The 24,944-nt window shown below is 53.8% G+C and carries 34 protein-coding genes and 1 pseudogene; 24 read left to right on the plus strand and 11 right to left on the minus strand.

Going from position 1 to position 24,944, the window contains the following annotated elements:
* From KKG35_00005 to KKG35_00040, 8 genes are all read left to right on the plus strand, one after another.
* A partial coding sequence (locus tag KKG35_00005; protein ID MBU1736499.1) for a hypothetical protein occupies positions 1-324 on the plus strand: 324 nt, incomplete at its 5' end.
* Complete coding sequence (locus tag KKG35_00010; GenBank protein MBU1736500.1) at positions 321-1,043, plus strand: sulfite exporter TauE/SafE family protein; 723 nt, start codon at positions 321-323, stop codon at positions 1,041-1,043. The genes KKG35_00005 and KKG35_00010, both read left to right, overlap by 4 nt.
* A 100-nt stretch (positions 1,044-1,143) precedes the next feature.
* Positions 1,144-1,500: a DMT family protein gene (locus KKG35_00015; protein MBU1736501.1), complete on the plus strand. Its 357-nt coding sequence runs from the start codon at positions 1,144-1,146 to the stop codon at positions 1,498-1,500.
* Between the two features lie 13 nt (positions 1,501-1,513).
* Positions 1,514-1,963 (plus strand): DUF2721 domain-containing protein, encoded by a 450-nt coding sequence (locus KKG35_00020; protein ID MBU1736502.1) that lies wholly within the window; start codon positions 1,514-1,516, stop codon positions 1,961-1,963.
* Between the two features lie 3 nt (positions 1,964-1,966).
* Complete coding sequence (locus KKG35_00025) at positions 1,967-2,866, plus strand: AEC family transporter (GenBank protein MBU1736503.1); 900 nt, start codon at positions 1,967-1,969, stop codon at positions 2,864-2,866.
* 68 nt (positions 2,867-2,934) lie between these two features.
* A complete protein-coding gene (locus KKG35_00030) occupies positions 2,935-3,159 on the plus strand; it encodes a hypothetical protein (GenBank protein MBU1736504.1) in 225 nt (74 codons plus the stop codon).
* 175 nt (positions 3,160-3,334) lie between these two features.
* Complete coding sequence (locus KKG35_00035; protein ID MBU1736505.1) at positions 3,335-3,658, plus strand: hypothetical protein; 324 nt, start codon at positions 3,335-3,337, stop codon at positions 3,656-3,658.
* Positions 3,659-4,019: 361 nt separating this feature from the next.
* Positions 4,020-4,673 (plus strand): histidine kinase, encoded by a 654-nt coding sequence (locus tag KKG35_00040; protein MBU1736506.1) that lies wholly within the window; start codon positions 4,020-4,022, stop codon positions 4,671-4,673.
* Between the two features lie 91 nt (positions 4,674-4,764).
* On the opposite strand, the gene KKG35_00045 is transcribed toward KKG35_00040, so the two are convergent.
* The 3 genes from KKG35_00045 to KKG35_00055 form a co-directional block, all read right to left on the minus strand.
* Positions 4,765-5,625: a MipA/OmpV family protein gene (locus tag KKG35_00045; protein MBU1736507.1), complete on the minus strand. Its 861-nt coding sequence runs from the start codon at positions 5,623-5,625 to the stop codon at positions 4,765-4,767.
* Positions 5,626-5,636: 11 nt separating this feature from the next.
* Positions 5,637-6,566, minus strand: coding sequence for a CDF family Co(II)/Ni(II) efflux transporter DmeF (gene dmeF, locus KKG35_00050; GenBank protein MBU1736508.1), 930 nt, complete (start codon positions 6,564-6,566; stop codon positions 5,637-5,639).
* Between the two features lie 80 nt (positions 6,567-6,646).
* A complete protein-coding gene (locus KKG35_00055; protein ID MBU1736509.1) occupies positions 6,647-7,096 on the minus strand; it encodes a DedA family protein in 450 nt (149 codons plus the stop codon).
* A gap of 174 nt (positions 7,097-7,270) precedes the next feature.
* On the opposite strand from KKG35_00055, the gene KKG35_00060 reads away from it, so the two are divergent.
* The 5 genes from KKG35_00060 to KKG35_00080 all read left to right on the plus strand — a co-directional run bounded on the left by KKG35_00060 (position 7,271) and on the right by KKG35_00080 (position 11,200).
* On the plus strand, positions 7,271-7,450 hold the full coding sequence (locus KKG35_00060; GenBank protein ID MBU1736510.1) for a hypothetical protein: 180 nt from the start codon (positions 7,271-7,273) through the stop codon (positions 7,448-7,450).
* 141 nt (positions 7,451-7,591) lie between these two features.
* Positions 7,592-8,629, plus strand: coding sequence for an acyltransferase family protein (locus KKG35_00065; GenBank protein MBU1736511.1), 1,038 nt, complete (start codon positions 7,592-7,594; stop codon positions 8,627-8,629).
* On the plus strand, positions 8,622-9,500 hold the full coding sequence (locus KKG35_00070; protein ID MBU1736512.1) for an AraC family transcriptional regulator: 879 nt from the start codon (positions 8,622-8,624) through the stop codon (positions 9,498-9,500). Before KKG35_00065 ends, KKG35_00070 begins: the two co-directional genes overlap by 8 nt.
* A gap of 112 nt (positions 9,501-9,612) precedes the next feature.
* A complete protein-coding gene (locus KKG35_00075) occupies positions 9,613-10,728 on the plus strand; it encodes a hypothetical protein (GenBank protein ID MBU1736513.1) in 1,116 nt (371 codons plus the stop codon).
* 40 nt (positions 10,729-10,768) lie between these two features.
* The gene (locus tag KKG35_00080) at positions 10,769-11,200 is read left to right on the plus strand and encodes a hypothetical protein (protein ID MBU1736514.1); all 432 of its coding nucleotides are present in this window, start codon (positions 10,769-10,771) and stop codon (positions 11,198-11,200) included.
* Between the two features lie 52 nt (positions 11,201-11,252).
* Here KKG35_00080 and KKG35_00085 read toward each other — a convergent pair whose 3' ends face one another.
* The 5 genes and pseudogenes from KKG35_00085 to KKG35_00105 form a co-directional block, all read right to left on the minus strand.
* Positions 11,253-11,432 carry a hypothetical protein gene (locus KKG35_00085; GenBank protein ID MBU1736515.1) on the minus strand — a complete coding sequence of 60 codons (180 nt, stop codon included), beginning with the start codon at positions 11,430-11,432 and terminating at the stop codon, positions 11,253-11,255.
* Between the two features lie 301 nt (positions 11,433-11,733).
* Positions 11,734-12,282 (minus strand): DUF3106 domain-containing protein, encoded by a 549-nt coding sequence (locus KKG35_00090; protein MBU1736516.1) that lies wholly within the window; start codon positions 12,280-12,282, stop codon positions 11,734-11,736.
* On the minus strand, positions 12,263-12,457 hold the full coding sequence (locus KKG35_00095) for a hypothetical protein (protein ID MBU1736517.1): 195 nt from the start codon (positions 12,455-12,457) through the stop codon (positions 12,263-12,265). Before KKG35_00095 ends, KKG35_00090 begins: the two co-directional genes overlap by 20 nt.
* Positions 12,458-12,519: 62 nt before the next feature.
* Positions 12,520-12,891 carry a hypothetical protein gene (locus KKG35_00100; protein ID MBU1736518.1) on the minus strand — a complete coding sequence of 124 codons (372 nt, stop codon included), beginning with the start codon at positions 12,889-12,891 and terminating at the stop codon, positions 12,520-12,522.
* Positions 12,888-13,114, minus strand: a pseudogene (locus KKG35_00105) (hypothetical protein). The gene KKG35_00100 and the pseudogene KKG35_00105 overlap by 4 nt, the downstream one beginning before the upstream one ends.
* 101 nt (positions 13,115-13,215) lie before the next feature.
* Between KKG35_00105 and KKG35_00110 the strand changes: the two are divergent.
* The 4 genes from KKG35_00110 to KKG35_00125 all read left to right on the plus strand — a co-directional run bounded on the left by KKG35_00110 (position 13,216) and on the right by KKG35_00125 (position 16,178).
* Entirely contained in the window at positions 13,216-14,232 is a 1,017-nt protein-coding gene (locus KKG35_00110; protein ID MBU1736519.1) for a Fic family protein, read from the plus strand.
* Between the two features lie 38 nt (positions 14,233-14,270).
* Entirely contained in the window at positions 14,271-15,194 is a 924-nt protein-coding gene (locus KKG35_00115) for a tRNA-dihydrouridine synthase family protein (GenBank protein MBU1736520.1), read from the plus strand.
* Positions 15,195-15,348: 154 nt separating this feature from the next.
* Positions 15,349-16,008, plus strand: coding sequence for a cyclic nucleotide-binding domain-containing protein (locus KKG35_00120; protein ID MBU1736521.1), 660 nt, complete (start codon positions 15,349-15,351; stop codon positions 16,006-16,008).
* Between the two features lie 17 nt (positions 16,009-16,025).
* Positions 16,026-16,178, plus strand: coding sequence for a hypothetical protein (locus tag KKG35_00125; protein ID MBU1736522.1), 153 nt, complete (start codon positions 16,026-16,028; stop codon positions 16,176-16,178).
* Positions 16,179-16,251: 73 nt separating this feature from the next.
* Here KKG35_00125 and KKG35_00130 read toward each other — a convergent pair whose 3' ends face one another.
* Both KKG35_00130 and KKG35_00135 read right to left on the minus strand, forming a co-directional pair.
* On the minus strand, positions 16,252-16,461 hold the full coding sequence (locus KKG35_00130; protein MBU1736523.1) for a DUF2892 domain-containing protein: 210 nt from the start codon (positions 16,459-16,461) through the stop codon (positions 16,252-16,254).
* A gap of 120 nt (positions 16,462-16,581) precedes the next feature.
* Complete coding sequence (locus KKG35_00135; protein MBU1736524.1) at positions 16,582-17,226, minus strand: Crp/Fnr family transcriptional regulator; 645 nt, start codon at positions 17,224-17,226, stop codon at positions 16,582-16,584.
* A gap of 197 nt (positions 17,227-17,423) precedes the next feature.
* Here KKG35_00135 and KKG35_00140 point away from each other — a divergent pair, with 197 nt between their 5' ends.
* The 7 genes from KKG35_00140 to KKG35_00170 all read left to right on the plus strand — a co-directional run bounded on the left by KKG35_00140 (position 17,424) and on the right by KKG35_00170 (position 23,340).
* Positions 17,424-17,660, plus strand: coding sequence for a hypothetical protein (locus tag KKG35_00140; GenBank protein MBU1736525.1), 237 nt, complete (start codon positions 17,424-17,426; stop codon positions 17,658-17,660).
* 5 nt (positions 17,661-17,665) lie between these two features.
* Positions 17,666-18,463: a prolipoprotein diacylglyceryl transferase gene (gene lgt, locus KKG35_00145; GenBank protein MBU1736526.1), complete on the plus strand. Its 798-nt coding sequence runs from the start codon at positions 17,666-17,668 to the stop codon at positions 18,461-18,463.
* A gap of 137 nt (positions 18,464-18,600) precedes the next feature.
* Entirely contained in the window at positions 18,601-21,447 is a 2,847-nt protein-coding gene (locus KKG35_00150; protein MBU1736527.1) for an insulinase family protein, read from the plus strand.
* Positions 21,448-21,450: 3 nt separating this feature from the next.
* Positions 21,451-22,113: a ribulose-phosphate 3-epimerase gene (locus KKG35_00155; protein ID MBU1736528.1), complete on the plus strand. Its 663-nt coding sequence runs from the start codon at positions 21,451-21,453 to the stop codon at positions 22,111-22,113.
* Positions 22,114-22,186: 73 nt separating this feature from the next.
* A complete protein-coding gene (locus KKG35_00160) occupies positions 22,187-22,795 on the plus strand; it encodes a hypothetical protein (protein MBU1736529.1) in 609 nt (202 codons plus the stop codon).
* Between the two features lie 24 nt (positions 22,796-22,819).
* Complete coding sequence (locus KKG35_00165; GenBank protein ID MBU1736530.1) at positions 22,820-23,155, plus strand: TraR/DksA C4-type zinc finger protein; 336 nt, start codon at positions 22,820-22,822, stop codon at positions 23,153-23,155.
* A gap of 2 nt (positions 23,156-23,157) precedes the next feature.
* The gene (locus KKG35_00170) at positions 23,158-23,340 is read left to right on the plus strand and encodes a hypothetical protein (GenBank protein MBU1736531.1); all 183 of its coding nucleotides are present in this window, start codon (positions 23,158-23,160) and stop codon (positions 23,338-23,340) included.
* Positions 23,341-23,540: 200 nt separating this feature from the next.
* On the opposite strand, the gene KKG35_00175 is transcribed toward KKG35_00170, so the two are convergent.
* Positions 23,541-24,944 (minus strand): efflux RND transporter permease subunit (locus tag KKG35_00175; GenBank protein ID MBU1736532.1); only part of this gene is annotated, 1,404 nt, incomplete at its 5' end.

The raw sequence follows: 24,944 nt of genomic DNA on the forward strand, positions 1-24,944 counted from the left end.
CGGCAGGTTGTAACCGCGAACCGGGCGGCCTGCAGGCTGTTCAACAAAGACCTCTCCCGGATTGAAGGGTTCCGGGGAGGTCAGGTGTTCGACTGTATCCATTCGTTTTCGGAAGCTGGCTGCGGCAAAGACCCGAACTGTGAGGATTGCCCGATCAAAAACGCGGTGGTAGACACCTTCAATACCGGCCAGCCCCATCTTAATGTAAAAACAACCCTCACCATCCAAAAAGACGGTTCCTTATCTCCTTATGAAGTTGTGGTTTCAACCGAAAAAGCAACCGCTCACGTCCTGCTGAAACTCATGAAATACGAGCTGAAATGACCCAGGGAATATTGCTCTGCCTGTTGACCTTTGTTGCCTCCGGAATCGGCACCGCGACAGGGTTCGGCACCTCGACTGTGATGATGCCGGTGCTGACCCTGTTCTTCCCGGTTCCCCTCGCGCTCCTTTTCGTGGGCATCATCCATCTCTGCGGTGATCTGTGGAAGGTCCTGCTGTTCAGGAGCGGCTGTGACTGGAAACTTGTTCTCTGCTTCGGCCTTTCCGGCATCATCGCAAGCTTTCTCGGCGCATCATTCTCGCTCTCGGTTCCGGCCCTGCCCCTGAAAAAAATGCTCGGCCTCTTCCTGATTCTCTATGTCATCTTCCTTTTTCTGAAGCGGGACTGGGCCATGCCGCAGACCGGGACCACGGCCCTCGCCGGAGGGTTCTGCTCCGGACTGTTCGCAGGATTCTTCGGGGTCGGCGGGGCCGTTCGCGGCGCTTTTCTTGCCGCCTTCAAGCTGCCGAAGGAGGTGTATATTTTCACTTCCGGACTGATCGCCCTGTTCATCGATCTGACCCGGGTATCGCGCTACCTCTGGGGGGGAACGCGAATCTCCGGCGAGCTGCTCTATTTTTTGCTGGCGTGCATTCCCCTCTCGTTTGCCGGGGCGTACCTGGCAAAAAAATTCCTGAGCGGGATTTCCAGAGACTCCTTTCGGACCTTTGTCGGTGTTTTTCTTGCCCTGGTCGGGGCCACGCTGCTGTTTCGACCCTGAACCGGAAAAAAATCCGTTGCCCCGCCCCCCAATCATCTTCTTGATTTTCCGGCCGCGCCGGTGTACTGAACCAGAAACCCATAGATGAAGGTAAACAAAAATGCGGGCCATTATTATTTCAGCCGGACTACTCTGCTGCAGCAATATTTTCATGACCTTCGCCTGGTACGGCCACCTGAAAAATCTCTCCCACAAGCCGTGGATCATCGCCGCGCTCGTCAGCTGGGGCATCGCGCTCTTTGAATATCTGCTCCAGGTTCCGGCGAACCGGATCGGCTTTCAGGCGATGAACCTCGGCCAACTCAAAATCCTCCAGGAGGTCATCACCCTTTCGGTTTTTGTCCCGTTTTCGGTCCTCTTCATGAAGGAAGAGATCCGGCTCGATTTTCTCTGGGCGGGGCTGTGTATCCTGGGCGCCCTTTTTTTCATCTTCCGGCAGAAGTTGCTCGGCGCCTGAAGGAGACCATCTGATGACCCTTGAACAGATTGTCCCGGTCCTCCAGCTGTCGATCAGCCCGGTGATTGTAATTTCCGGCGCCGGCCTGGTGCTGCTGTCGATGACCAACCGGTTTGGCCGGGTCATTGATCGGGCGAGAATTCTGGCACAGCTGCTGCGGACTGATTCCAGCAGTGAGTCCCATCAGGTCCGGAGTCAACTTCTGATCCTGACCCGCAGGGCACGACTGCTCCGGGTATCCATCGCCCTTGCCTCACTGAGCCTGCTGCTGGCGGCCTTTCTGGTGATCGGTCTGTTTATTGTTGCCCTGATGAATCTTGAGGCGGCCTCATTGATCATCATCCTCTTCATCTCCTGCATGAGTTCCCTGATCCTCGGCCTGCTTTTTTTCATTGCCGACGTCAATGTTTCGCTCTCGGCGCTCCAACTCGAAACAGAGCTGGAAAAAGATGGGAACTGCTGAGCGATGGAAAATTTTGCGGTTACCATAACCTGCCTGTTGATCGGCATGGCCATCAGGCGGCTCCCCGCTTTTCCCAGGGAGACCGGCAATGTCCTGAACGTCTTTGTCATCTATATCTCCCTGCCCGCACTGGTTCTGCTCAAGATTCCGGAACTGGTCTTCTCGCCGGACCTTCTGGTGCCCGCCCTGCTGCCCTGGGTGATGCTGGCGCTGTCCGCTTCGGCGATCCTGCTCCTGTCAAAGATTCTACACTGGGATCGTTCCACCACCGGCTGTCTTCTGCTCTTGATCCCCATGGGAAACACCTCCTTTCTCGGCATCCCGATGGTGAAGGCCTTTTTCGGTGATCAGGCGATCCCGTATGCGGTTCTCTATGACCAGTTGGGTTCCTTCCTCGCCCTCGCCACTTACGGTTCGTTCATCCTCGCCTGTTACGGCTCGGGCGAGAACAAACCGACCGTCGCGAGCGTATGCAAAAAAATTGCCCTCTTCCCGCCCTTTATCGCCCTGCTGGTCGCCCTGCTGCTCAGGGCGGTGCCATACCCGGCAACGGCCGTTGGTCTGCTGAAAATTCTCGCCGCCACCCTGGTACCGCTGGTCATGGTTGCTGTGGGTTTTCAGCTCACCCTGCGCCTGACCCGGGAGGTCTTCTCGCAACTCGGGATTGGACTCTCGATAAAACTGGTCGGCGCGCCGCTTGTCGCCTTGTTTCTTTGTAAACTGGCGGGGCTCGAAGGAGAAGCGGTACAGGTGGCGATATTCGAATCCGGCATGCCGCCGATGGTTTCAGCGGGCGCCCTGGCGATTCTGGCCAACCTCTCCCCCCGTCTCACCGCCGCCCTGGTCGGCATCGGCATTATTCTGAGTTTCATTACCTTGCCTTTTCTTTATCAACTGCTATAAAATCGAGCTGAACAGCTTATCTGTTCGTACGATACTTATTCTATAATGGTGAAAGAAGGAAATCAGCCATGCTCAGAAAAATCACCCGGAGTTCCTATCTCAACCTGCTCAGCGGGCTCATTCTTATTCTCTCGGCAGGGATCGAAACAATCGAAGGCTTCGGCGAAGGCTCCATTGGCGCACACCACGGCATCCTGGTCTTCGGCCTCATCCAGATCACCAAAGCGATTCCGGAAATCATGCACGGCCTGAAAGAGCTGGAAGAAGCGAAAGAACTCCGCGCCGAAAATTGATGGGTTCGTACAAAATCGTCTCCGTCCTGATCGTCCTTCGATAAACCAATGAGCGGAATGGCGCTGTCCGACTTGTGCCTTTTTACGAGACCGACAAAACTGAGAAGCAGGATCGGGAATTGATCGCGATGTTCCCGGTTTTGAAATGGAAAACAATAAATAAAAGGAGGCTGTCATGTTTAAAAATCTCTGCGCGATATTGCTTCTGCTCACCGTTGCCGCCTGTGCCACTGCCGGAACCAGGATCGATAGAACCCACATCGATCAAGTGAGTAACGGGGTTCAGGACAAGGCGCAGATTCGCGCCTGGTTTGGTGAGCCATACACGATAAAAACAGATCTCACCGGACATCCCGGCGGCTGTGTTGAACGCTGGACCTTTGAATATGCCAAGGCTCAGGGATTCGGCAAGGTGACCTATTCCGAAATTCTGATCGTCGATTTCGATGCGGCGGGCAAGGTTTGCGACCACGCCTTTTCGAAATCAGGAAGTGAATAATATCAAAGTCGCAATCAGGCCCGGCAGATAATCACAGGAGGAACCGCTCCTGTGATTATTAACGGCTTTACCTGACTCCTCCGTAGGAGTTTTCCTGCGTCGCCTCTTTTCCGTCAAGCAGGAAGCCCCGCCACCTCGTCAATCGCCCGTTTACTCCACCCCTTTCCTGTCCCGATCTAATTTCCCGGACCATCAGGCAACAATATCCTTGGTCATACCGGATCAAGCTTCAGTTGAGCAGCTCTTCTGCCCGTACGAAACTTATACCCGAAGGGTGTAAATACGGGTAAGATCGTTTTTTTGCGTAGAGAAGCGGATTTGAGGAAAACGCACTGCGTGTCATCAAAGCAAAAGAGGTTTTATGTCTTCGTTACGCATCCGGTATCAGACCATGGAGTTTGCTGGTGTCGATATTCATGTCCGCTCATTACGAGACCGGCAGCAATTTCTCGATGAGGACGGCGCTGCAGAAAAACTCGGGATATCATCGGCCCTCTGGCCGCTCTTCGGAGTTGTCTGGGATTCCGGGGAGGTTCTCGCCCATCTCATGTTCGATTTTGAGATCGCCGGAAAAAGGATTCTCGAAGTCGGCTGCGGGATGGCACTGGCGAGCCTGGTTCTGAATCACCGGCTGGCGGATATCACCGCCACCGACTACCACCCTGAAGCGGGCAACTTTTTACTGGAAAACGTTCTTTTGAATAAAGGCGCCGTAATCCCTTTCGTCCGCACCGGATGGGGAGATGGCGACAGCGGGTTGGGCGGTTTTGATCTCGTTATCGGCAGCGATCTGCTCTACGAAAGAAGTCATGTCGAACTCCTGGCCGGTTTTATCGACCGGCATGCAAATCCGCGTTGCGAAGCAATCCTTGTTGATCCGGGCCGCGGCCATCATGCCTGCTTCAGCAAAAAAATGGTAAGTCTCGGCTATTCGCACAGCCAGAGCAAACCTGCCCATTCAAACTATCTGGCAAAGCCCTTCAAAGGACAGATTCTGCGCTATAGTCGTTCATGATGAGATGAAGAAACCCTGGCAAAAATAGAAAAACCACTGGCGGGCATTGTACAGGCTGCAGCCGAAAAATAGACGGCCCAGAATATCTGCGCTACTCTGCCTCCACCATTTTTCTGGATTCGGCAATCTTCCAGATCAGGGAAATGCCGCCGATATAGGTGTCTTTCTGCTTGACCAGCGGGCTGTCGCTGTAAACGGCGTGGGCAACATTGTCCCAGCGCCCGAAAAACCCGAGTGAAAAGACATCTGTGAGTTTATAGATCAGGTAGGAATGAACGCTGTGACCGGAGTGCCCCCGTTCGGACCTGTAAAAGGGCCGGCCGGGTCGCACATACTCAGGCTCAACATCATAAAAATAGCTGTTCAGGCCTGAATCTGCATAGTAAACCCCTGCGTTGATCCCGAAAAATGATCCCTTCCTCCCGATCAGGGTCGTGTTCCGATAGATCAGATGCGCTCTGTACTCAAGCCCTTCATAAGCAATTCTCAATCCGGAATCATAATCCATCGAAGAGACCCCGTGAACCGAGGTTGAGAGGTAGACCGGATTGCTCGCCTTCCGGTCATTTACATAAAATCTCAGCTCCGGCCCGGCTCCGAACAAGGCGCCGAGATCGGGCATCCCCGCTCTGGCCTCGGTATCTCCATTCACCGGCGGGTAGCCGGAAAGCGAAACACTCGTTTCAAATTTGTCGGTCTTATAAAATATTCCCTTCAGTCCGTCCCGGTCTGCCTTGAAAACCTCACCCCGATAGACAAAATAAGGAATCGCCAGCACATAGTACATCTGCTCGTCGGAACCGCGGTAATGGGGAAAAGTCATCGCGCTGTTAAAAAGCCCAAGCTCCCAGAGCGGCTTTTTTTTGCTCATCTCGTCGGCAAAACCCGGCTCAATCCCTCCGATGATGGTCGCGATGATCAGCACCAGGCAAGAGAGCGGGTTTTTTATCATTGAAGAACACCTCATACTGAGCAGACCCCGTCTCTGCATTGAATCACCTCGATAGTGATATGGGAAAGCTCGGAAAACTCACTGATCAACCCCCTGTAGTGCTCCATGCTTTGCGGGCTGTGAGTCACCAGGGAAATGATCGCGGCATAGTCGGCCGGACCGATCTTCCAGACGTGGATATCGGACACCCGGTTATCACCATCAGCCTCAATTCTTTCCCTGATTTCCTGAATACTCTCCCGCCCGATATTCCTGTCCAGCAGGATCGCACTGGTATCACGCAGAAGGCCGTATGACCAGCGGGTGATGACCAGCGCCCCGACCATGCCGATCAGCGGATCCAGCCAGTTCCAGCCGAACATTTTGCCGGAAAAAAGGGCCAAGATCGCCAGGATCGAGGTCAGGGCATCGGCCACCACATGGAGATAGGCGCCTCGCAGATTATGGTCATGGTGATGATGCCCGTGATGATCATCTTCGTGGGTGTGATGGCCGTGGAGCAGAAAGGCGCAGAACAGGTTCACCAAAAGACCGATGACCGCGACAATGATCGCCTCGTCAAAGCGGATCATCCGCGGCGAAAAAAACCGTTCAAATGACTCGATACCCATAAACAGAGCCACTGCGGCCAGAGCGATGGCGCTGGCAAACCCGCCCAGCACGCTGACCTTGCCGGTCCCGAAGGTGAAATCCCGGTTGCCGGCGTGCTTCCGGGTATACTGATAGGCAAAAATCGTGATGGCAAAGGCCGCCGCATGGGTGCCCATATGCCAGCCGTCGGCGAGAAGGGCCATGGAACCGAAAAGCGAACCGGCAACGATCTCCACCACCATGGTGATCGCGGTAATGACCAGGACCTGCTTCGTTCTCTTCTCACCCTTTTCATGGATCAGGGAGAAGTCATGATCATGCTGCCATTTTTCGAGGGTTTCAATATGCATTTTGTTCTCTGCTCGTTGTTTTTTGTAGTGTACCGCTGAGCTGCGATTGAAATGTTCTGATGCCGGGGACAGGGGCCACTTCAGATCCCCGCAAGCCTCGCACTCACTATACCAACTGCAGCATAACGCGCCAGTTTGCCGATAAAAACCAGCCCGGAAAAAATCTCGAAACGCACCTTGAACGCCCCACCCACAAGGCACAGGGGATCGCCAACCACCGGCAGCCACGACAGAAGCAGAGACCAGACGCCGTATCTTCTGTAGATCCCTTCAGCCCGATGCCTTGATGCATCATCCACCCGGAGCACCTTTCCGATCAGATAATCACCGCCATAGAGGCCGATCCAATAGGTGGTCATTGCCCCCAGGGTATTGCCGATGGTTGCTACCCCGATTCCCGCCACCGGATCATATCCTTTTATGATCAGCGCTACAAGCAGCCATTCCGAGCCGAGCGGAATAACCGTGGCAGCCAGAAAACTCAACAGGAAAAGGGCTGAAAACCCGTGATTGATATAAAAATCTTCCATTGAAAACTCTTTCAGACAGGAAAAATCTCCGGCAAATGCAGGGTTCATAATCCGCCAACATGGCACTCTATGCCATAATAATTTGAAAAATCAACTACAAAGGACGATAATGTCTCTATATTGCCGGGATGGTGATGATGCCGACCGAGCAGGTCACTGGGAGACAGGGCTCTTATGATGAACAAATCAACGAAACAGATCCTCTACATCCTGCTGTTCTTCGCAACCCTCATCGCCGGAATCTTAGCGAGTGAATTCTTCGACTTCGGTAAACCGGAACTCCCAACCCAGGACAATGCATTCACCCCGGGCAGCAGGCTGGAACAAATCCGCAAGGGGATGACGAAAAAATAACGGCTGAAAGCTCTATATCCTTCATCTACTCTCACCAGAGACCGATTCTACCCACTTTTTCTTGCTGCCGATTGCTTAAAAAAATTTCCCTGTTATATTTCCACTCACTGCCACATAGTGGCAATTAAACCGGGTGATTGAATGGGCAAGATGTTTCCTGCATCCGCAAAACCGATGGTATATCGCAACCCGAGCTTCGACCTGTTGAAGGTTGTCGCCATGGTCTATGTCATTTTTGGCTGGCATCTGGATGATTACGCCCACGACATTCTCGCCACAACCATTGGCAGAACTCTTGCGATAGGCGCTCTGGGAGTCTTTGTTTTTGTTTCCGGATTCACTCTGACCAACAGCGCCGGAGAGGTCACCTCTTTTTCAGACGTCCGTCGATTTATCAATAAAAGATTGATCCGAATTTATCCTCTCTACTTTTCTTCCCTTGTCCTTTTTTTTATTACCTCGGAGATTTCCGGCAAGCAGTTCTACAGCGGGTTGTTTCTGTTAAACACAATTCTGAACATCCAGATCAAGACCCTCTGGTTTGTGACCATGATCTTTCTTTTCTACATGCTGCTGCCCTTGATCGTGTATCGCTTCTCCGTGGTCCGCATACTTGTGATTACCAGCATTTTTCTGCTCGTATGCATCATCCTGAACATTACGCTCGACCTGATGGATATTCGTCTTGCCTATTATTTCCCGCTCTTTATTCTTGGAGTTTTCTGCGCACGCTCAGAAACCGTTTTTCAACTGCTTAAAGGCTGGTTTGTCGTGATTGTATCCATCTCTGCCCTGGCTCTGGTAACGTATCTGTTCGGCGTCATCAAAGATCCCTGGTTCAAGCACCTTTATGTTCCGGCCTGCCTGATTTTTTCGTTGCCGCCATTGATCGCTCTGGCTGAAAAATTCACAGTACATGTCAATGCAAAGCTCATCCGAAAATTAAGCTACGTATCATTCGGAATGTATCTCTACCATCGTTTCGTCTTCTGGGTCCTGTTACATATCTACAAACCGGAGACGGATTTAAAACTCGTTGCATATCTTTTTCTGACCGGTTTTCCCCTGCTTTATCTGTTGTCTTTTCAAATCCAGTCCGGTTACGATTCTCTTCTGGAAAAACTGCATCTGATGCCCGAAAACAATCGGTCAAGTACTCAAGGGGGTACCAATGGTTAACACCGTAGTTCTCCCGAGAGCATTTCGAAAACAGGAGTATTACCGTTTCCTGGAACTTGATGGCATTGCCTGCGGGAAATATCACCACTTTAAAGATCACTCGGACCATCAGGTGGTCATCACAACCTGTCTTTTCGTTTTTGTCCTCGGCGGCAAAAAGGTCCTGCATCTAGGAGCTGGAGATCTTGTAATAGATGCCGGGGACGCCTTTTTTGCCCAGAAAGATTCCTACATGTACTCTGAGTTCATCGCTACCGACAGCCGGTTTCAGAGCCTGATGTTCTTTATTGAAGACCGTTTCCTTGATGACTTTCTGAAATCAAACTCACATCTCCTTGAAAAAAAACCAATCCCGCAACCCTCAACGGACGGAATATTCAAAATAGTCATTTCTCCATTGTTCAAGAGTAGCCTGGAGTCAATTTTCCCCTATTTTCTCCATGAAAGCACCCACTCCAAAGAATTGCTGAAGTTGAAATTCACGGAGATCCTGCTGCATTTACTGGAGTCGGACGAAGGCGGCAATTTTCTCTTTTTCCTCAAAAATTTGTTTTCCCAGCGCAAGAAAGACCTGGTGTCCGTTATGGAGAAAAACTTTGCCAAACCGATCACCGTTAACGAATTTGCCCGTCTCTCCGGCCGCAGCCTGACTACTTTTAAAAAAGAGTTCCAGCAACTTTACAAGCAACCTCCCAAACAATGGATCAATCAAAAACGACTCGCCCGTGCCTATTCACTGCTGTCCACTGCCGAGAAAAATGTTACCGAAGTGTGCTTTGAAGTCGGCTTTGAAAACATCTCCTACTTCAGCCAGCTGTTCAAAAACAGGTACAAGATTTCGCCCAAGGAACTGCAAAAAGCCCGGAATTAACAAAAATGCGGCCGCAATTGACAGCCCGATGTCTCCGCCGATGCTAGATTTCCGATACATCTCGTGACAGTTTTACATGTTATCCGGAAAACCAGCTGAAAAGGAGACACGCATGAAAACATTTGTAGCGGTAGCTGTTGCATTTCTGATGACGGGAGTCGGGGCAAGCCGGGCCGCTGATACCTATCGGGGCACGTTTTATGTGGCGGGCATGGGCGGCCATTTTGCCAGGGCGCAGATCGTCATTGACCCGACAACGCCGGAAGCCCCGATTACCTTGCACGCCCTCGACAAAATTGATATCGGCAGCCGACAAACCCACCCCACCCACGACCCGAGAATCGACAACATTGACCGGAACATCATGTTCTGGTCAACCTACCAGCAGGACAAGAGTGATGAATATGCCAATGTCGCGGTGACCCATGTCGGTAAAACGGATCTTCGCACCGGCAAGGTTCTTGTCGACAAACTGGTCGACATCCCTTCTTTTGCCGACCAGAAAGCCTCCTTGTATTGCGCTTCAGCCCAGAGCAGAGAGCATTTTATCCCCATTGCCATGTCAAACAAAGGCTACATCGATATATTCAACAAGTCGGATTTAAAGATGGTACGCAGAATAACCCTGGAAGGTACCGAGGCGGACATCGGCAAACCGTATCGCTATTATCACGGCACAAATTCTCCGGATTACAAACGGCTGCTGGTTACGATCAATGAATCTCGGAGTGATCACGGTGAGACAATCGGTAAAATACATCTTCTTGAGCTTGATCTGGAAAAATTCACTGAAGGCAAGATCAAGGTACTGAACAAAAAAATCGCCACCGGAAACGGACCATTCGTCAGCTTTCGGCAATATTACTCCCCGGACGGCAGTATGATCGCCAATTCCGCAGGCAATGCCCTTCTGCTGATCGATGCAAAGACTCTTGAGATTATCGATCACGAACCAGTCGGGAAACTGAACGACAACCACGATGCGATCTTCACCCCGGACGGAAGATACGTGATCGCCGCCATGCGATCAAAAGCCCTGCTCCCGAATTGTGAAGATCCAAATAATCCCAAGGGCAACGAGTTTATAATGGACGGCCGGTTGCAGCTCTATGATGTGAAAGCAAAAAAATTCATCGGGCAGGCCGTTTCAGTCTGTTCAACCTGTCATCAGAAAGAACAAATCGATGAACACGCCGTTCTTTGTGGACTCGATGCAATATTCAATTGATTTGCCAATAATTACATTTCAGGAAATTTTGGAGAAACTCATGAAAAGACGATTCAGAATCCGGACGAAATCAATGCTCATGATGCTTGCCGCCGCTATCTGTTTCCTGCCGGTCGTCTTGCTTGCCGGCAATTACACTATCGATCACTATGAATTCGGGAAAATTATTGTGAACGGCATAACCTATGAGAAAGATATCGTCATCATGCCCGATGGTACGATCCGGCCCGGCCCGGAAGATATGCACTATGTTCTTTCAAACGAACTGGAAGAGATCATCAACACGCCTGGTATCAGAACCCTGGTGATCGGAACCGGGGACGACGGGAATGGTCGGATGAGAAAAAATCTGATCAAAGATATCAAAGCAAAAGGGATCATCCTTGAGATGATGCTGACCAAAGATGCCGTGAAAATGTTGAACCAAACACCAAAGGACGGGTTGGTGGCAATGCTTCACCTGAACTGTTGAAAGCAGAGGGTGGTGGATAAATAGCCGTCGGGCAATGAAGGAACGGGGCAACTCAGGCGTAAGGTTTCAGGATCGCATAGAGGACATAGAGGATTACCGTCCAGACAATGATCCTCAACAGGATCCGGCCCAGGGGCGTTTTCTTTTTGATCGGCTGGAGGTTCCATGAGGTCTGGTCATGCGACATACAGTCCCGGAAGCCGACCTGGTGTTTTTTTACCTTTTTAAACATGGCTGCATTATAACATTTTTTTTCTGAAGTGAAGACAATTGTTACATTAAAATCTCAACTTTCTGAGTTCGTTTAATCTCCCGATAATAAAGGGATTTTGGCGATTGTATCGTGCCTGTATTCCACAAGAAGGCAGAAGTCAGAAGCCGGGAGAAAAGCTTAAAGCTTAAGTTGAGCAGCTGGTCTGCTCTTCCCGATTAGTTAAGTTAAGCAGCGTGCCTGCTTATACGAAACTTATGCCCCTGGGCGAAAGCGAGCTTGCGAGACATCGAGACTTATGCCCGAAGGGTGAAAAAATCAGTCATTCTGGCTTCTGGCTCCTGGCACCGGGCAGATCGCGGTTGGAATCCCTTCTCTCGGGGCGATCATTGTCCCGACGCCTCTCCCGGAATTCCTGCCGCTTTTCGGGAGACATCTGCCGCCAGCGTTCCTTCAATCTTTCCTTTCGTTCCGGCGACAGCTCCCGGAACCTCTTGCCCGCATCCCTCAATCTGCGCCTCTCCTCTTCAGGAAGCTGCTGAAACCATTCAAATCTCCGGCGGACCTGCTGCCGCTGTTCCGGGCTCATTTCCTTCCACCGCTTCAATCTCTCACCGGCAAGTCTTCTCTCACCGGAATTCATTTTCTTCCAGCGGCGGGCGCCCCGCCGTAATTTATCCTGCTTTTCCGGAGTGAGTTCCTGCCAGCGCTCAGCAAACGGTTTCAAGGTTTTCTGCTCGTCCGGAGTCAATTCCGACCATTGCACAGCACGTCCTTCATCACCAGCAGCCAAAGCAACCGGTCCCCACGAAAGGAAAATCATCAGGACCCACCAGACGGCAATCGAAATGCTAATTCCGTATCTTGTCATTTCCCTGCTCCTGTTCGGGAAGATCCCTTTTTTCAACCTCTTCCGGAGCAAGCCATTCTCCGGCATCCGTTTCCCAATCACCCAGGAACTCCAGAAGTTCCAGGGAGGGAAGGGGCCTGGTACCTTCTTCTGCCGGAAATCCCGGCGAGGCCGGCAGCAAAACCGCAAGTATCATTATAAAAAAGCGTTTCAACCTCACCGCTCTCGATGGACCCATATGGAAAATATTCCCTGCGCTCACGGCGCCCCTTCTTTCTCTGCAGCCAGCCAGGTGTAAAAATCCAGTTCGGCAAAAAAATCCGGCCCCTCTTCGGCAACCAGGATCTCCATATCCTCCAGCGAGGTCAGAGAACTGTAAATACCGGCCGGCGCCTGGTAGAAAACCAGGGTAAAAACATAGAGAATCCCCAGGATCATCAAGACCGTGGCCGGCACCCTGAGCACCCGCCACATTCCGGGAAACCGATAGGAAGACCGGGATTCAACCACCCGGCCCCGCATGGCGCTCAGTTTAAGCAGGATCTCCGGATCGAGTTTTTCTCCCTTTTCCTGCAGAGTCCGCTGCACGTCATCTATAAAGTCGCGCTCTCGGTCTTTGCTCTCTTTCATGGCCGTTGGTCCTCCAGTTCCTGTCTCAGCTTTTTCACGGCCCGGTCACAATGGGCACGCTGCCCAGGGCACAGGCCATGGCCGCCGCCGTCTCATTTATACTCATTCCCTCCCGGATCCGCAGCAGGAAAACCTGTTGCCGGCGGAGGGGCAGTTTGTGCAAAACCTCTTCGAGTGCGCTCTCTGATCTGCAGAACACAAGAGCAAGGAAAAAGGGCTGCATAATGAAAAATATTTATTTGCAAGCTGTGAAATATGCAATACCATTGTGCTGCGACCCGAATAACACCCGCAACGAAAAACAATAAGCCGCTGGCAGGAATCATGCAGAAACAGCACCCTCATATCATTGCCGAAGACACTCCCCCCGCCTCTCCGGAGAGCAGGCCGGAATCCACCGTCACTCATGAAGTCCTCAATCTGGTGGCGGCAAACGACGAATTCAAAGGCAGATGGGAGTCCCTGGGCCAGCTTCTCCCGGTGAGGCTTGTCGCCCTGCAACGGGTGGCGGCCATGGAATCAGCTGCCGCCACCGCACGCCTTGCGGGTTTCCGCTGCACCGACCGGAGGGTCGGAGAGTACCTTGCCGGCAAAAGTGTGAAACAGGCCGATCTTTCCCTGAACGTCAGGCTGATCGTCAAGGGATACAACAATGTCCTGAAACTTGTGCATTCCTCCTATCCGCAGATCGCCTTTATCGAAAACCATGTCCGCCAGCTGCACGACCTGATGCTGGGAAACACCAGGACCGTTAACCCCCAGGAACCGACGGAACTTTCCCTGGACGCCGCCCAGCTGATTAAGGACACCGATCAACTGCTGCGTGAAGGACCGCTGCATCCGCTGCTGGTGATTGCCGACTTCAGCTGCCGGTTCCGGAGCATCAAGCCCTTCAGTGAAGGAAACAACCGTCTGACCTGGCTTCTTTCCCGCCTCCTGCTGTTAAGAAGCGGGTACAGTTTCGTCTCTTACTGTTCGCTGGAGCATTTCATTGAGAAAACCCTGCCCGAATACGAAAAGCTGAGTGGCAATGGCGACCAACCGAACGACCACCACTGGCTGGTCATGTTCTTGAAGGCCATGTCGGGCGCCCGGGCTGATCTCACAGCCAGAATCGAACATGAAAAAGAGGTCCTGAAACTTGCCAACCCCTACCGGGAGATCATCCGGGTGGTCCAGGAACATGGCCGCTCAACCATCTCCCGAATCATGGAATCCACCGGGGTCAACCGAAACACTTTGAAAATCAGGCTTCGCAAGCTTGTCGGCGAAAAATATCTGGTCCAGCACGGCAGCGGCAAAGGCACCTACTACACAATTCAGGGGCTCCATCTGCAATGAGCCCCAGCCTGCCCTGGCAACCGGGCACCACTCCTCTGATGCTCGCTCCGATGCAGGGCCTGACCAATCGGGCGCTGCGCTCCCTGTTCATCGAATGGGTCAACCCCGATGTGGTTTTCACTGAATTCGTGCGGGTCAGGCCGACCGGTGCCCGCAGGGTCATTTCCGAAGTTGACCGGCTGGAAGCGGGCAGCGCCTTCGCCCGGACACCCCTGGTTGTCCAACTGATCGGCAACAGCGCTGACAGTCTCGGGCTGGCGGCAGAATCAGCCCGGCAGGCCGGTGCTACGCACCTCAACATCAATCTCGGCTGCCCCTATGGCAGGATGAACGCCGGTTCGGCCGGCGGCGCATTGCTCAAGAACCCTGAAGGTCTCGCGGAAAAACTGCTGGCGATCAGAAATCGCTGCGCCGGCACCTTCTCGGTGAAGGTGCGCTCCGGCTACGACGATCCGGAGCAGATCTTCTCCCTGCTGCCGATTTTCGAAGAGTGCAGGGTCGATTTTCTGATTATCCACCCCCGGACCGTCCTGCAGAAATTCCGCGGCCGGGCCGACCACGAAATCACCGCCAGAATCGTCGAAAGCACCTCGCTGCCGGTCATTGCCAATGGTGATGTGGTCACCGCGGCAGAGGGAAAGCGCCTTCTGGAACAGACCGGAGCTGCCGGGCTGATGCTCGGCCGAGGCGCCATCCGCGACCCGATGCTCTTCCAGAGGCTGCGGGGCCTGGCGCCGGAAATCCCGGAGATGTCCGAGCGAATCGGTGAACTGCGCTACTATCTGCAGGAACTCGCATCCCGATATCATCATATCTTCCAGGGTGACGCCCAGGTCCTGAACAAAATCAAAACCGTCGTCAATTTGCTGCGGGAAGACGACGACCTTTCCCGGCCGGTCAGAAAATTGCTCCGGGCGGGAAAACTCGAAAATTTCATGGCCCTGGTCAATACACTTTCCTGACCCTGTCACACCTGGCCCCGGCGGCTGATTGCCCGAATTCTTCCCGGACCACTTTCAATCTTCAGAACTTTTGCAACATGTGTTATGATAGCGTCGTTTTAAATATCCAAAGTGGAGCCGGGATATACGTATTTTGGAGTTATAAGGGGAAGAAATGGCCGATCAGCAGAAACTGAATCTCTGGAAAAATAAAGCCGCACTCGTCAGCGCTCTTGAAAAAATACCCTTTTTCGACAGCCTGGAACCGGACGAAATGTCGGTCCTGATCAATTTCATGAGTCTCTACCAGCTTGAGCCCGGCGAATACCTTTTCAAGGAAGGCGAGATGGGGACCTTTGTCAGTTTCGTGGTGGAAGGGACCGTCGATATCATGAAACAGTCAATCACCGGGGCCGAAATTGTCATTACCAGCGTTTCGCAAGGGTACGCGATCGGTGAGATGTCGCTTATCGACCGGTCCAGAAGATCGGCGACGGTAAAAGCCAGAAACCATGTAGAACTGGCGGTCCTGGCCCAGAACGGTTTCCGGCTTATTCTTGAAAAACATCCGGCAATCGGGATCAAGATTCTCATCGGCTTTGCCAAGTTTCAGACCGAAAATTTACGCAAAACCTCAAGCCGCCTCAACGCGTACACCCACCTGATGGCGACCATGTGCAAGCAGACCGGCAAAGAAATGCCCCACGATCTTGAAAAGCACATCGCCAAGGATGAAGAAAACCGGGTCAGGGAGACCCATTCCATCAGCTCTTTAAGCACTTCAAAGAAAATATTCACCAGGCTCAAAAAACTGCTGACCAAAGAAATTTTTTAGCCCGTCACTCCTCGCCGATGAAAAAGGAAGACCTGCTGCTCATCATTCTTTTCCTTTTCCTGCTCCTCGCCGCAGTTATCACCATCCTCCGGGGCGGAGAAAAAAGCCGCCACGGCACCGGTGCAGCTCTCGTCCCACCGCCTGTGGCTTCTGTTCTTTATCCGTCCTGAACATTGACGTTTTTATTTACAAAAAAAGGCAGACCGAATGGCCTGCCTTTTCACATTTTTATGTTTCTTGTTCTCAACTGGAACAGCAACTGGTTTTACCTGTGCCGCAGGTTGAAATTCCAAGCAACGCGTAAGGTGGGCACCAGCCGATAATCCCGGTGAGAAGAGGAGCCAGGCCGATTAACGCCAATAAGGTCCCCGGCCCGACAAAGGCCATGGAGAAAATCCCGATCCCGACACTTATCCGGATCAATCTGTCAATATTTCCAACGTTCTTTTTCATAATCTGTCTCCTTTTTTAAATACTTGCTGACATGATCAGTGAATGAACAGCGTAGGAGACAGAATACATGTTCCTGCAGAGACGGTATGTAACCGGTGTCACACTCGAACAGGACGATTGTCACAGAGAACCGGTGATGGTGATCAGGTTTCGCGAGAGGGAAATCTTGCCCCGGTGCTCCAGATCTTTCAGCAACCGGCTGATCACTTCTCTTGAGGTGCCAAGATCATTGGCAATAACCTGATGGGTTACGGAAAGACGGTCATCTTCTGATTTTTCAACGATATAATCGGCCAGCCTTTCCGCCATTCGACCGAAAGCGACCTCTTCAACCAGGTTCATGACCGTCACCAGCCTCTGGTTCAACATGGTGAAGACAAATTTTCTCATGACCTCATGTCCGGCAATCAGCTCCCTGAAAAGAGCTGCCGGCAGCAGGAGAACTTCGCAATCACTCAAGGTTTCGGCGTTGGCCGGATAATCACTCGCGGAGAGAATGCAGGAGGCGTTCAAGATACAGGTGTCTCCCGGCCCGATTTCATAGAGGGTGATCTCCCTGCCACCCGGAGACAATTTGTAGACCCTGATCTCACCTGCCAGAATCAGGGCAATGTGCGAACAGGTGTCGCCATGCTTGTAGATCTGGCTGTTCGAATCAAACCGGTGCCCCACGGCTGACTCAAAGATTTTTTCAACCATCCCGGCCTGGGCCTGTCGGAAAGAGGGAAAGATCTCCAGGAATTCTTCCATTTTTTGCCGATTCATTTTCTTTCCTCGCATTTTCAGGAATATGGATTCGACAACAATGCCATAACCGGCAAAATATGCAAGCCCCCCGACACTCTTTCCGGCGAATTCTCCCCTGACTGACCAAGATGATAACCAGCCGGAGAGTTGACACTTGCCGCCGGTGCGATTAATGTCGAGTTCCTGAACAATACACACCTACCGGAGGTAACCCCATGGGGATTTTCTTTATCAAGGACATCAAAAACCTGATCACCGGCATCCTGCTCGGCCTGCTTGTCGGGCTCTGGGTTGGGGTGAATATCGGCAAGGGGCAGACTCCCTTCAGCAATCCTTTTCACAATCCGACCATCCAGAGCAGACTCAAGGATACCGGTAACAAAGTCCTTGAGAAGGGCGGCAAGGCATTGGAAGACAGCGGCAAGGCCCTGCGCGAATCCGTCAGGCAATAAATCAGATGATCCCCTACCCTCAGATCGACCCGGTTTTTTTCGCCCTCGGCCCGCTCAAGGTCCGCTGGTATGGCCTGATGTACGTCCTCGGTTTTACCGCAGTCCATATTCTGGTCAGCTACCAGTGCCGGAAATACCGGTTGAAAAAGCTCGCCGAGCATTATGAGAATCTGAATTTCACCCTGATCATCGGCCTGATCCTCGGCGCACGGCTTGGCTATGTCCTCTTCTACAACTTTTCCTACTATCTGCAGCAGCCCGCCGAAATTCCCGCCGTCTGGTTGGGCGGCATGTCTTTTCACGGCGCCCTGATCGGACTGCTCATCGCCGGCTGGCTCTATTGCCGGAAACACGACCTTGATTTTTTACGGACCACCGATGCCTATACCATGACCATCCCCATCGGACTCGGCCTGGGGAGGATCGGCAATTTCATCAACGGCGAACTGTTCGGCCGGGTCACCGACGTCCCCTGGGCGATGATTTTCCCCGCCGGCGGGGCGGTTCCCCGACATCCGTCCCAGCTCTACGAATGTCTGCTCGAAGGAGTGTTCCTCTTCCTCCTGCTCTGGACCCTGCGCATCCCCTACTATCGCCACAACTGGCCCCGCGGAACCATCCTGGCGACCTTTCTGGTCGGTTACGGCCTCAGCCGCGTGGTTGTTGAACTGTTCCGGGAGCCCGATGTCCAGCTCGGGATCCTGTTCGGTCTGGTTACCATGGGCCAGTTGCTGAGCCTGATCATGATCGGCGGCGGCATCCTTCTCTTTGTGCTCAAACCGAAAGGTTCCGGCTCCGTCTGACGACCGTTACCACGACACCTTCCTGCAGACATCCCACCATTTTGACTGACTTATCAGCGATGATTTGTTAAGTTGATCAGGAGTCACCGCAAGACACTTTCTGTTAAATCACTTACTTTGGAGAGGAGAGGACCCTGATGAAATTCAAGGCTTTATGCCAGGTCTTTCTGATTACACTTATCGCCATGACAATAGCCCCAGCACACAGCAGAGCCGCCCAGCTCGCCCCGGATCTTTTCAAATCAACCCTCGACAACGGGCTCACGGTGCTGGTCAAGGAATCCCCGGGCATCAAGGCCGCTTCGGTGCAGATCTGGGTCAAGACCGGCAGTGTTTATGAAGAGGCCGATGAAGGCGGCATCACCCACCTGATCGAACATATGATCTTCAAGGGCACCCCGACCCGGCAGACGGGCGGCGTCGCCCGGGCCATCGAGGAGGTCGGCGGCCGGATCAACGCCTATACCTACTATGAGTACACGGTCTATCACGCGACTCTTTCCGCCCGCCACTGGGACCTGGCCCTTGAAGTCCTGACCGACGCGGTCCTCAACTCCATCTATGATCCCGACGAGCTGGAACGCGAAAAGAAGGTGGTTCTGGAAGAAATCGCCATGCGGGAAGACCGGCCCAGGGTAAAGCTCTTTGAGGAGCTGATGAAAAAATCCTACGGGACCCATCCGTACGGCCTGCCGATCATCGGCACCAGGGAGAGCGTGTCCTCTTTTACCCGGGAGGATATTTTAAGGTACGTCGGCAAGCATTACCATCCCGAAAACTTCACGGTGGTGGTGACCGGTGACGTCCGTTTCAGCCAGGTGGAAGCGAAAGCCCGGGAACTGCTGGGTGGTATTGCCGGGGGCGGTTATCAGCACCCGGAACTGCCGACCGAACCCGTCCGCCGGCAGGTTGAATTCTTTACCATAAACGACGATATCAAACAGGCCAACCTGGCCATGTCGTTCCCCACCGCCGCCTTTAAAGACCCGGATACCCCGGTCCTTGATGTGGTTGCCGGGCTGTTGGGTCACGGTGAAACCTCACGGCTCTACCATATATTACGCAATGAAAAGGGGCTGGTCTACCAGATCGGGGCAAGCTCCTTTACCCCGCGAAACCCCGGCCTGTTCGAGGTTTTTGCCACCCTGGATGATGAAAAATCAGCGAAAGCCATCGAGGCGGCACTGGAGGAGATTTTCCGGCTCAAATACATCCCGGTCGGCGAAGAGGAGCTGGCCAAGGTGAAAAGAAACCTTGAAAGCGAGTTTGTCTTCGGCCTGGAACAGGTTGAGGGCCAGGCAAGAATCATCGGCTCATTTGAATTTCTGGCTGATGACCCCCGGGAAGATGAATATCTCTCCCAGGTCCGGGCGGTGACCCGCGAAGACGTGATGCGGGTGGCAAATACATATTTCCGGAAAGAACGGCTGACCGCAGGCCTCATCATCCCGGCCGATGCGTCACTCGCTCTCGACCCGGAAACCCTGGCCGGAATCAGCGACCGGGCAGAGAACCTTGCCCGGCACGGCATTCCCAGTTCACTGGTCAGCAACTCCTTTCTGCCAGGGGTATTCCGATATCATCTGCCGAACGGCATCCGGCTCCTGGTGCGGGAAGATCCCCGGGTTGAAACCGTGGCCTTCCGGGCCGTTTTTCCAGGCGGCCTGAAGAGCGAAACCGAAGCAACAAACGGCGCGTTCGCCTTTATCAGCGAACTGCTTCCCAAAGGCACAACCGACCTTTCCTACCGGGAACTCTCCTTAAAAATTGCCGACATGGCCGGCAGCATCAACGGTTTCAACGGCAAAAACACCTTCGGGCTGAAAGGTGATTTTCTCGCCCGTTTCCTTGAACCGGGTCTGGAGCTGTTTCGCGAGGTGATCAGGAAACCCGCCTTCAACCCCGAGGAAGCGGAGAAAGTTCGCCCGGAGCTCCTCGCCATCCTGAAGCAGCAGCAGGATTCACTACCCTCGGTCGCCTTTCTCCATTTCAATCAGGCCCTGTTTCAGGGGCACCCCTATGGCCTGAACACCGCCGGCAGCGAGGCGGCGATCACCGGCTTCACGGTAGAGGCACTCCGCAAAATCTATGAAAAACATGCCCGGCCCGACCAGATGGTCCTGGCGGTAGCCGGCGCAGTCAAAGCTGATGCGGTCCGCGATCTGGTGGAAAAACTGTTTGGTAACTGGCAGCCGAAAGACAGCGCACCCGCCTCTGTCGGCTCCGTTGAGGAGATCAAGCTGCCGCCCGAGCCGCCGATCAGGCCGGATCTGGTGAAAGTGGTCAGGGAAAAGGAGCAGCTCCATATCGTGATCGGTTTTCTCGGCACCACCATGTCCGGAACCGACCGCTATCCGCTCGAGGTGCTTGATACGGTCCTGAGCGGACAGAGCGGACGGCTGTTCACCGAACTGCGCGACAAAAAAAGCCTCGCCTACAGCCTCTCTTCCTTCAATCTGCTGGGCACCGATACCGGCTCCTTCGGGATCTACATCGGCACCAGCCCCGCGAATAAAGATCAGGTGGTCGAGGAGATCTGGAAGGAGCTTTACAAGACCAGACAGGAACCCGTCTCCGAAGCGGAGCTTGTCAAGGCCAAGAACATGCTGATCAGCCAGTATGAGCTCAGCCTGCAGACCCACGGCGCCCAAGCCATGGATCTCGGCTTGAATGAAACCTACCGGATGGGTCTTGATTTCGGCACCCGCTATATCGAGGCAATTGAAGAGGTCACTGCCGAACAGGTCATGGCGGTTGCCCGAAAGTATATCCTGCCCGACCATTATGTGATGGTAACGGTGGGAGCCGAACCGCCGCCCCCCGTCGATAAACCGGAAAAGGAACAGACCCCGGCCGTTACCCCGGAAATTCCTTCCCCGGCCACCCCTACGCCTAACTTGGCCCCGCCCGATATTTCAGTAAGCGTTCCACCTGATCTTCCGCCGGAAGAAGAGGGTGAACAGGAAAAACAAACGGAGAACTGACCGATGCAGAATTATATGATCGCCCCATCGATACTTTCAGCCGATTTCGCCCGCCTCGGTGAAGATATCAACAACGTCGTTGCCGCCGGCGCCGATGTGATCCACATCGATGTGATGGACGGCCATTTCGTCCCCAATATCACGATCGGCCCGCTGGTGGTCAAAGCCGTCCGCCGGATCACCGACCGTCCCCTGGATGTCCATCTGATGATCGAGAACGCCGATGCCTATCTGGACGAATTCGCTCACGCCGGAGCAGATTGGATCACCGTCCATCCGGAGACCGGCTACCATCTGCACCGGACCGTCTCCCGGATCAAGGAACTCGGCAAAAAGGCCGGCGTGGTCTTGAATCCCGCCACTCCGCTGGAAAGCCTTGAATGGATTCTCGACGATCTGGACCTGGTGATGCTGATGAGCGTCAATCCCGGCTTCGGCGGCCAGTCTTTTATCGATTCAGCCCTGGAAAAAACCCGCCGCCTGAAACAGATGATCGATGCCCGCAGCCTGCAAACCGGGATTGAAATCGACGGCGGGGTCACCCCGGCCAACATCGGCTCGCTCGTTGAAGCGGGTGCCAATATCTTTGTGGCCGGTTCGGCAATTTTCGGCAAGCCGGATTACCGGAAAGAGATCACCGAGATGAAAAAAACGTTTCCACAATAAACACGAATCAAAAAACCATCATAGTTTTCGCTCCAGGCGAAACATATTGCAATCACATCGTTGAGAGGGTCTTATGAACACTTCAAGAATGGCTCGTTATACCGTCCTCATTTCGTTGTTACTGCTCACCACCGGCTGCCTGCCGCCTCATCCCCCGCTGCCGCCCCATCCGGGAAAGGTGATCAACAGGCTTCATCGCTATCACTATTTCCCGGGCGCCCAGGTCTATTTCAGCCCGGTGGAGAGGATCTACTTCTATGAAGACGGCGGCGTCTGGCTGTCCGCGCCGATTCTGCCTCCCCATATCCACATCGACATCAACAGCAGGGTCGATATCGACCTCGACGGACCACGGCCATATATCTACCACCAGCGCACCAGAACAAAATTCCCGCCCGGTCTGCGTAAAGAAAAACACCAGGAACAGCGGGAGAGGTGGGAGGATAAACAGGACCGGAAAAAAGAGCGGGTCGAAGAGCGGCAGGATCGGAAGGACGACCGGAAAGAGCGGAAAGAAGATGTCGAAAAACGGCGCGATCGCCGCGATGACCGGGACGAATGGAAGGAAGACCGGAAGGGCAGGAAAGATAAAAAAGACAAACGTCGCGGAAAAGAAGACGATGACGACCGGCAAGAGAGAGATGATGACCGGGGCCGCGGGAAAAGGCCGGGATTACGATAGACCATCTCATCTTGGAAGCGGAAAATGGACCAGGCTGATCGCGACGAACTTCGGACCCGGATGATGACCGAAATCGTCAAGGTGAAAAAAGACATCCTCGCTCTTCAGGATCTTGCCCGGCCGGTCGAACCGGATAACGCCATCGGCCGCCTGACCAGGATGGAAGCGATCTCCGCCAGGGGGATCAGCGAAGCGAAATTGAAAGACGCGAAAAACAGGCTGATCATGCTGGATCAGGCCCTGAGCAGAGCAGACAGTAAAAACTTCGGCAACTGCAGAGAGTGTGGCGATCCGATCAGGATCGCCAGATTGAAACTCCTGCCCGAAACGACTCTCTGCGTAGAATGCGCCCAGGGGTAGCGATGGCGAAAAAAAATCCCGCCGTTGGTGAACAGCAAACCGAACAGTTCACCGAGGAACAGAGGCACCGCAGGGCGTGGCTGCAGTATGCCCTGCAAACGCCGCAACCGTATCGTCGTTCAGACGGGGAGTTCCTTCCTGCCGGAATCGCTACCTTCATCAGAAAGCTACTTCTTTCCGGATAATCCAAAAACTGGGCCTTTTCCCTGAAGCACTTTTTACCACTGAAACTCCGTCGGCCACAGGCGTCTCTCCCAGGGTCTAATCGAACAAAGTTTTCCCGGTTTCCTCTCCGGCATCTCGCACACCGCCAGACGATTCTTGATGAGACTCAACTTTGTCCGTCTCGTAAAAAACCACGAGACGTACGGACAGCACCATTTATTTAATCGCTTCCTGCTCCATGCCTCTCGTGTACCGGTTTCATGCTGAACAGGTTCCTGATATCCTCCAGCACGTAGTAGATGGTCGGGATCAGCAGCAGGGTGATGCCGGTGGCAAAGAGAATTCCGAAGGCGAGGCTGATCGCCATCGGGATCAGGAACTGGGCCTGGGTGCTCGTTTCCATGATCATCGGCGCGAGACCGAAGAAGGTGGTCAGCGAGGTCAGGAGAATCGGCCGGAAACGGCGCTGCCCGGCCAAAAGGATCGCCTCATGGACCTCTTCCCCCTCCGCCCTGCTCTGGTTGATCCGGTCGATCATCAAGAGCGAGTCGTTGACCACCACCCCGGAAAGGGCGACGATCCCGAAGAGGCTTAAAATGCTCAGGTCGTAGCCGGTCAACAGGTGGCCCAGGATGGCGCCGACAATCCCGAAGGGGATGGCGGTCATGATCAGGAGCGGCTGGCTGTAGCTCTTGAACGGAATGGCGAGAAGCGCATACATCACAAACAGAGCAAGGATAAAACCCCTGCCCATCGACTGCATCGAGTCTTTCCGTTCTTTCGCCTCCCCTTCCAGATCGTAGGTCAGGCCGGGATAATCGGCCGTGAGTTCGGTCAGGGTGCCGGTTTTCAGATCGCTGAGGATCTCTTCGGCGTTGGCCACCTTGTTGTCGATACCGGCGGTGACATTGATGACCCGCTTGCGGTCGGTCCGGTTGATCACGCTGTACCCCCGTCCCGCCTCCAGATTGGCCGCCTGGCGCAGCGGGATCTCGCCGCCGGCCGGGGTCCGGATCCGCATGTTTTCAAGATCCTTCAGGCTCTTCCGGTCTTCCTCCGGATAACGGACCATGACCTTGACCTCGTTCCGCCCCCGCTGCAGCCGCAGCGCTTCGGCGCCATAGAAGGCGCCCCGCACCTGACGGGCCAGCTCTTCCTGGGTGATCCCCAGGGTCCGGGCCTGGGTGGTCAGGGTCATTTTCAACTCCTTTTTGCCGGTGGGGTAGCTGTCGGCGATATCTTCGGCGCCGGGATACCCTGCCAGCACCTCTTTCAGGCGGTTGGCGGCGGTCTCCAGCACCCCGTAATCCCCATGGGCGAAGCTCACATCGACGTTGGCCCCCATATGGACCAGATTCGATTCAAAGGAAATCAGGTCGACTCCGGCGATCTCACCCGCCAGTTTCCGCCAGTGGCGGCTGATTTCGCTGGAAGTGATCTGTCGCGTCTCCGAAGGGGTCAGCAGCATGACGATGCTTGCCAGATGCGGGGCCGATGCCGAGCCGCCACCCGCCGGTCCGCCCCGGGCGACGGTGCCGCCGGAAACCGAATAGAGATGGCGCATGATCGACCGTTCGGAAGGGTCGATTTTGTCGAAATAAGCCACGGTCTCCCGCGCCTTTTC

The organism is Pseudomonadota bacterium, from assembly GCA_018823285.1.
GTDB lineage: Bacteria > Desulfobacterota > Desulfobulbia > Desulfobulbales > JAGXFP01 > JAHJIQ01.

Bases quoted from the DNA above. Each gene is read 5' to 3' on its own strand.
- KKG35_00010 (MBU1736500.1), top strand. From the start codon at position 321: ATGACCCAGGGAATATTGCTCTGCCTGTTGACCTTTGTTGCCTCCGGA.
- KKG35_00015 (MBU1736501.1), top strand. From the start codon at position 1,144: ATGCGGGCCATTATTATTTCAGCCGGACTACTCTGCTGCAGCAATATT.
- KKG35_00020 (MBU1736502.1), top strand. From the start codon at position 1,514: ATGACCCTTGAACAGATTGTCCCGGTCCTCCAGCTGTCGATCAGCCCG.
- KKG35_00025 (MBU1736503.1), top strand. From the start codon at position 1,967: ATGGAAAATTTTGCGGTTACCATAACCTGCCTGTTGATCGGCATGGCC.
- KKG35_00030 (MBU1736504.1), top strand. From the start codon at position 2,935: ATGCTCAGAAAAATCACCCGGAGTTCCTATCTCAACCTGCTCAGCGGG.
- KKG35_00035 (MBU1736505.1), top strand. From the start codon at position 3,335: ATGTTTAAAAATCTCTGCGCGATATTGCTTCTGCTCACCGTTGCCGCC.
- KKG35_00040 (MBU1736506.1), top strand. From the start codon at position 4,020: ATGTCTTCGTTACGCATCCGGTATCAGACCATGGAGTTTGCTGGTGTC.
- KKG35_00045 (MBU1736507.1), bottom strand. From the start codon at position 5,625: ATGATAAAAAACCCGCTCTCTTGCCTGGTGCTGATCATCGCGACCATC.
- dmeF (MBU1736508.1), bottom strand. From the start codon at position 6,566: ATGCATATTGAAACCCTCGAAAAATGGCAGCATGATCATGACTTCTCC.
- KKG35_00055 (MBU1736509.1), bottom strand. From the start codon at position 7,096: ATGGAAGATTTTTATATCAATCACGGGTTTTCAGCCCTTTTCCTGTTG.
- KKG35_00060 (MBU1736510.1), top strand. From the start codon at position 7,271: ATGATGAACAAATCAACGAAACAGATCCTCTACATCCTGCTGTTCTTC.
- KKG35_00065 (MBU1736511.1), top strand. From the start codon at position 7,592: ATGGGCAAGATGTTTCCTGCATCCGCAAAACCGATGGTATATCGCAAC.
- KKG35_00070 (MBU1736512.1), top strand. From the start codon at position 8,622: ATGGTTAACACCGTAGTTCTCCCGAGAGCATTTCGAAAACAGGAGTAT.
- KKG35_00075 (MBU1736513.1), top strand. From the start codon at position 9,613: ATGAAAACATTTGTAGCGGTAGCTGTTGCATTTCTGATGACGGGAGTC.
- KKG35_00080 (MBU1736514.1), top strand. From the start codon at position 10,769: ATGAAAAGACGATTCAGAATCCGGACGAAATCAATGCTCATGATGCTT.
- KKG35_00085 (MBU1736515.1), bottom strand. From the start codon at position 11,432: ATGTTTAAAAAGGTAAAAAAACACCAGGTCGGCTTCCGGGACTGTATG.
- KKG35_00090 (MBU1736516.1), bottom strand. From the start codon at position 12,282: ATGACAAGATACGGAATTAGCATTTCGATTGCCGTCTGGTGGGTCCTG.
- KKG35_00095 (MBU1736517.1), bottom strand. From the start codon at position 12,457: ATGATACTTGCGGTTTTGCTGCCGGCCTCGCCGGGATTTCCGGCAGAA.
- KKG35_00100 (MBU1736518.1), bottom strand. From the start codon at position 12,891: ATGAAAGAGAGCAAAGACCGAGAGCGCGACTTTATAGATGACGTGCAG.
- KKG35_00110 (MBU1736519.1), top strand. From the start codon at position 13,216: ATGCAGAAACAGCACCCTCATATCATTGCCGAAGACACTCCCCCCGCC.
- KKG35_00115 (MBU1736520.1), top strand. From the start codon at position 14,271: ATGCTCGCTCCGATGCAGGGCCTGACCAATCGGGCGCTGCGCTCCCTG.
- KKG35_00120 (MBU1736521.1), top strand. From the start codon at position 15,349: ATGGCCGATCAGCAGAAACTGAATCTCTGGAAAAATAAAGCCGCACTC.
- KKG35_00125 (MBU1736522.1), top strand. From the start codon at position 16,026: ATGAAAAAGGAAGACCTGCTGCTCATCATTCTTTTCCTTTTCCTGCTC.
- KKG35_00130 (MBU1736523.1), bottom strand. From the start codon at position 16,461: ATGAAAAAGAACGTTGGAAATATTGACAGATTGATCCGGATAAGTGTC.
- KKG35_00135 (MBU1736524.1), bottom strand. From the start codon at position 17,226: ATGAATCGGCAAAAAATGGAAGAATTCCTGGAGATCTTTCCCTCTTTC.
- KKG35_00140 (MBU1736525.1), top strand. From the start codon at position 17,424: ATGGGGATTTTCTTTATCAAGGACATCAAAAACCTGATCACCGGCATC.
- lgt (MBU1736526.1), top strand. From the start codon at position 17,666: ATGATCCCCTACCCTCAGATCGACCCGGTTTTTTTCGCCCTCGGCCCG.
- KKG35_00150 (MBU1736527.1), top strand. From the start codon at position 18,601: ATGAAATTCAAGGCTTTATGCCAGGTCTTTCTGATTACACTTATCGCC.
- KKG35_00155 (MBU1736528.1), top strand. From the start codon at position 21,451: ATGCAGAATTATATGATCGCCCCATCGATACTTTCAGCCGATTTCGCC.
- KKG35_00160 (MBU1736529.1), top strand. From the start codon at position 22,187: ATGAACACTTCAAGAATGGCTCGTTATACCGTCCTCATTTCGTTGTTA.
- KKG35_00165 (MBU1736530.1), top strand. From the start codon at position 22,820: ATGGACCAGGCTGATCGCGACGAACTTCGGACCCGGATGATGACCGAA.
- KKG35_00170 (MBU1736531.1), top strand. From the start codon at position 23,158: ATGGCGAAAAAAAATCCCGCCGTTGGTGAACAGCAAACCGAACAGTTC.